Here is a 4,466-nt window from a genome sequence, read left to right as displayed (position 1 = left end):
ATCACCCTGCCCGAGGTCGCGCCCGGCCGGCGCGTGCTCGAGGTCGACTGGGCGGGCGATGTCGCCGTGCTCGAGGTCGACGGCCGGGTGGTGCTCGACCGGTTCTGGGATGGCACGCCGTGGCTCATCGGCCTCGACGCGCTCGGCGCGAGTGCCGAGGGCGGCTCGGTGCTCACGCTGCGCATCGTGCCCCTGCATCCCGACGCCGCGGTGCGTCTCCCGGTCGAGGCCGAGAGGCGGCGCCGGTCCTTGGGCGGTCCGCTCGTCGCCCTGGACGGCGTGCGGCTCACGAGTTCGCCCGCCTGGCGCGAAACGAAGGGCTGATCCGGCGAGCTCAGCGGCTCGGGCCCGGCATCAGGCCCGAGGTGCGAAGCCCGCGTGCAGCCGGTCGAGCGAGTCGCGCTCCACGCCCGTGGCGTCGGATGCGCAGCCCGGGTCGACCGTGACCTCGGGGCCGCGCGCGGCCGACCAGGTGATCGAGCCGTGCTCGAAGCATCCGCTCATCGTGCCCGTCGCCCGGTCGACGACGACGTCGGTCACGGGCACGCCGAGTGCCGAGCGCTCCCACCCGAGCAGCGCCCAGATGTCGCGCACCATGCCGTGCACGATGGCCGCAGGGTGGCGCGGCGTCCAGTAGATCGATCCGCCCTGGAAGTGCGCGAAGCCGCCCGACTCGCCCGCGTGCACGGCGGCGGCGGCCGCGGCATCCGTTCCGACGGCGAGCCACTGCGCGTCGGTCGTGGGCAGTTCGAGGAAGGACCGCTCGGCACCCACGGCGCGCCAGCGCGCGGCGATCTCGCCGTGCACCTCGTGCGCTCCCGTGCGCTCCGACCAGTAGACGGCGCCGTGCTCGTACTCGCGCCGGTACACCTCCGCGTCGCCCATGCGCGTGTGCACCGTGACCGCCTCGCCGAGCCAGGGATGCTCGGCGCGCTTCGCGCTGATCGCGGGCACGGCGAGCAGCATCCGGTTCGCCGGGTCGTAGCGCACGGCGGTGCGGAAGTCCGACCAGCTCACCGCGCGATCGAGTCGCTTCGGCAGGAGGCCGGCCTGCGCCCCGGTCGCCTGGCCGAAGCCTCGCGGCTGCGTCATCCGTTCGCTGCGCTCGTCCATGGGTGCTCCGCTCGTCGTCGCCGGGCTGTGCCGGGGCTGGTCCCGGTCGGCCCGGGAGACAGGGGAAGCCGGCCGGCACCCGTACGCGACGAGGTGCAGGCCGGCTGTCCGATCGACCGGCCGCGGTTGACAGTTCCCCCTGCGGTTCGCGGCCCGGCGATCGGGTCCCACGCTACGAGCGCGACGCGGGCGGGGGATCAGGGGTACCCCTGATGTTCCGGTGGGGTCACGCGGGTGCTGCGGATGCCGCGTCGGACACCTCGTGGGCCGCTCCCGCCGCCGCGTCGAGCGCGTCCTGCGCGAGCGCCGTGGCGATCGCGACGATCTGTGCGCGGCGCCGGTCGGCGGGGTCGGGCGAGTCGCCCATGAGGAACCCGTCGAGGTGACCGAGCACGGGCCAGGCGTTGACGAGCGAGACGATCGTGAGCAGCAGCGAGCCCGCCGTCTCGCGGTCGACACCTGGCAGGAGCCGCCGGAACATCTCGACCTTCTCCGCGTGGTAGGCCGCACGGTCGAGGTCGGCGGCGGTGGCGGACCCGCGTTCGAGTCCCTCCCAGAAGACCAGGCGCGGGATGACCCCGTCGGCGAGGTGGTGCTCGAAGAGGCGGCCGGCGTAGTCGCCCACGGCCTCGGGCCCGGCGCCCGTCATCTGCACCTCGTCCATCGAGCTGCGGAGGCGGGTGGCGAGCACCTGGGCGAACAGCTCATCTTTCTTGCCGAAGTACTGGTAGATGCGCTCCTTGTTGACCCCGGCGGTCGCGGCGATGCGATCGATGCGTGCTCCGGCGAGCCCGTAGGCGCTGAACTCGGCGGTCGCGGCGTCGAGGAGCAGTCGCTTCGTGCGTTCCGTGTCCCAGGCCATGCCGACAGTCTAGCAATTTCCAACCGGGTAGTTGCAGATGACGCTCCGGTGTGGTTCAATTACAACCGTTCAGTTGGAATTGACCTGAGGAGCTCCTATGGAGACCAGCACCGGAACCGTCGCCGCCATTCCCGCGGCCACCTCGACCGCCATCCCGCCTGCTCCGGCCGGCGCCCCGGCCGGCCCGCCGTCGGTGCACGTCCGCGCGGTCATCACGTGGCTCGCGATCTTCCCGCTCGTCGCGCTCGGCATGACCGTCATCGGCCCGATCTCCGACACGTGGCCGCCCGTGCTCCGCGCCCTGGCCCTGACCGTCGTCGTGGTGCCACTCGCGGTCTACCTGGTGGTGCCGCAGCTCCTCCGCGGGTACGGCGCCCTCCGCCGCAGCCGCGCCCGTTCGCGAGCGAACGCTTGATCCGCCCGATCGCGGCGCACTAGCGTTCGCTCAGGCCGTCATCGCATCGGCGCGCCGTCGACGCAGGAGGACCTCATGCTCATCGCCCCCGCAGCGGGCTCGGAATCGGCCAAGGCGCCCGACGATGGCGCGTTCGACGTCGCCCTCGTCGTGGTCCACGGCATGGGCAATGCGTTCAAGAGCCAGATCCTGCTCGAGTGGGCCGAGCCGCTCTTGGAGCGCATGGACTGGGTCGCACGGGACCGGATCATCGGCGCCGACGAGAGTCATGGGGTGACGATCCACGACTCGGACCTCTCCGGCGACACGCCCGTGGTCACCGCCACCGTCCGGTTCCCGAAGCGCCGTGATCCCGCTGCCCCGGATGCACCACCCGAGACCGTCGAGCGCAGGATCGCGATCCTCGAGGCCCGCTGGTCGGAATCGTTCGTGCCGATGACCCGCGCACAGGTGTTCCGCTGGGCGGTGCCGTTCATGTGGCGGGCCATCACGCGCACGCTCGACCTCTTCTGGAACACCATGGTGGTGCTCTCGGCGCTCACGCTCGGGCACCACCTCCGTGCACCCCGCCAGACGCTGCTGCTCCCCCGCACGATGAACTTCCTCGTCGACGGCATCCGCCTGCTCGTCAACACGATCGCGTTCGCCGTGGTCTGGCTGTTCCTCGTGCTCCTCGGCGTCGTGCTCACGCCGATCCTCCCGTTGCTGAGCCCATTGCTGCTCATCCCGTGGTTCAAGAACATCGCCCAGGGCGTGCTCGACGGCCTCGTCGAGTCGATCGGCGACGTCGCCTCCTGGAAGGAGCGGCCCGTGCGCGCGTCCGCGATGCGGCTCGTCGTGCGCGACGCGCTCGCCCACGCGAAGCAGCTCGTCGGCGACGACGGCGAGGTGCACCTGTTCGCTCACTCTCAGGGCGCCGCCGTCGCGACGTTCGCCCTGTTCGAGGAGCTCGAGCCGAAGTCGTTCAACGTGCGGCGACTCACGACGGTCGGAGCCGCGGTCGTGCTGCTCGGACGTGAGAAGTGGCAGGGCCGCAAGGACAAGTACACGCCCGTCAAGACCTGGATCGAGCGGAACCGCGACGCCGCGCCCGAGGACCGGGTCGCCTGGGCGAACCATTGGGCGATCTGGGACCCGTTCTCCGCAGGCCCCATCGCCGACACCCCGGCTGACGCTCGCAAGCGCTGGCAGTCCGCGTACTTCCCCTCGGATGAGACGCTCGCCCTCGGACCGGAGGAGCATGCCGTGCACAACACGAGCCAGCCCTGGCTCGACCACGGCGTCTACTACGCGAACACCGTGCAGGTGGTCGAGCCCACCGTGCGACACCTGCTCGGTCCCGACTTCCCGACCGTCGCGGCCCCCGTCGACTACATCCGAAACCGCCTCGTCGTGATCGACAAGAAGTCCCTCGGGCTGAGCACCATCGCCGCCCTGTTCATCGCCGCGATGCTGCCTGGGCTGTCCGGCATGTCCGCCGTCTTCGCCTGGCTCATCACGACCATCGCCGGCGCGATCGGATCGGCCATCGCACTCGTCCCGGGGCTCGACGGCTCCGCCGCTTCCGCCTCGGTCGCGTTCCTCATCGACGACGATGCCGACCCGCCCCGCCTCACGGTGATCGGCTGGGTGATCGCCTCCGCGCTGCTCGCTGCGCTGCTCATCTGGCTGAACCAGCTGATGCAGAAGCAGACCGAGCGGTCGATCGTATGGGACCGGTGCCCGCTCGACGTTCGGACCTGGCTCGTGCTCACCGCGGTCCCACGCGCGCTGTACGTGATCGGTGCGGCCGTGGTGGTGTGGTTCGCCATCCTCGACTGGTGGGAACCGCAGCCCGATGCCGCGTCGCTCGCGATCGACGCGGTGCTCCTCGCGATCGTCGCGGCGTTCGTCATCGTCGAGCCGCGGTTCTCGCCCGCGCCGCGGGTCGTTCCCGAGCAGCGGACGCTCGATGACCGTGCGACCGTGCTGCCCCCGGCGGAGCGGATGCGGCTCGGCGTCGCGATCGCGAGCCAGGAGTACCAGGCGGAGCTCGCCGCGCGCCGGGCCCGCCTCCAGCCCGACGGGCCCTGGGCG

4 protein-coding genes and 1 pseudogene are annotated in these 4,466 nt (G+C 71.6%); 3 read left to right on the top strand and 2 right to left on the bottom strand.

The window, feature by feature from the left end; translation table 11 throughout:
- Window positions 1-324 (top strand): annotated as a pseudogene (locus GH736_RS17935) (beta-galactosidase); the annotation flags it as partial.
- Between the two features lie 30 nt (window positions 325-354).
- Here the strand turns inward: GH736_RS17935 and GH736_RS17930 are convergent.
- Both GH736_RS17930 and GH736_RS17925 read right to left on the bottom strand, forming a co-directional pair.
- Window positions 355-1,113, bottom strand: coding sequence for an LGFP repeat-containing protein (locus GH736_RS17930; protein ID WP_159605750.1), 759 nt, complete (start codon window positions 1,111-1,113; stop codon window positions 355-357).
- Window positions 1,114-1,339: 226 nt separating this feature from the next.
- The gene (locus GH736_RS17925; RefSeq protein ID WP_159605748.1) at window positions 1,340-1,975 is read right to left on the bottom strand and encodes a TetR/AcrR family transcriptional regulator; all 636 of its coding nucleotides are present in this window, start codon (window positions 1,973-1,975) and stop codon (window positions 1,340-1,342) included.
- A 97-nt stretch (window positions 1,976-2,072) separates the two neighbouring features.
- Here GH736_RS17925 and GH736_RS17920 point away from each other — a divergent pair, with 97 nt between their 5' ends.
- Window positions 2,073-2,390 (top strand): hypothetical protein, encoded by a 318-nt coding sequence (locus GH736_RS17920; protein WP_203230835.1) that lies wholly within the window; start codon window positions 2,073-2,075, stop codon window positions 2,388-2,390.
- Between the two features lie 75 nt (window positions 2,391-2,465).
- Window positions 2,466-4,466, top strand: a 2,001-nt coding sequence (locus tag GH736_RS17915) for a hypothetical protein (RefSeq protein WP_159605746.1), incomplete at its 3' end; no start/stop codon positions are given.

The organism is Agromyces humi (assembly GCF_009720255.1).
Lineage (GTDB): Bacteria > Actinomycetota > Actinomycetes > Actinomycetales > Microbacteriaceae > Agromyces > Agromyces humi.
This window is presented reverse-complemented; position numbering and strand designations above follow the sequence as displayed.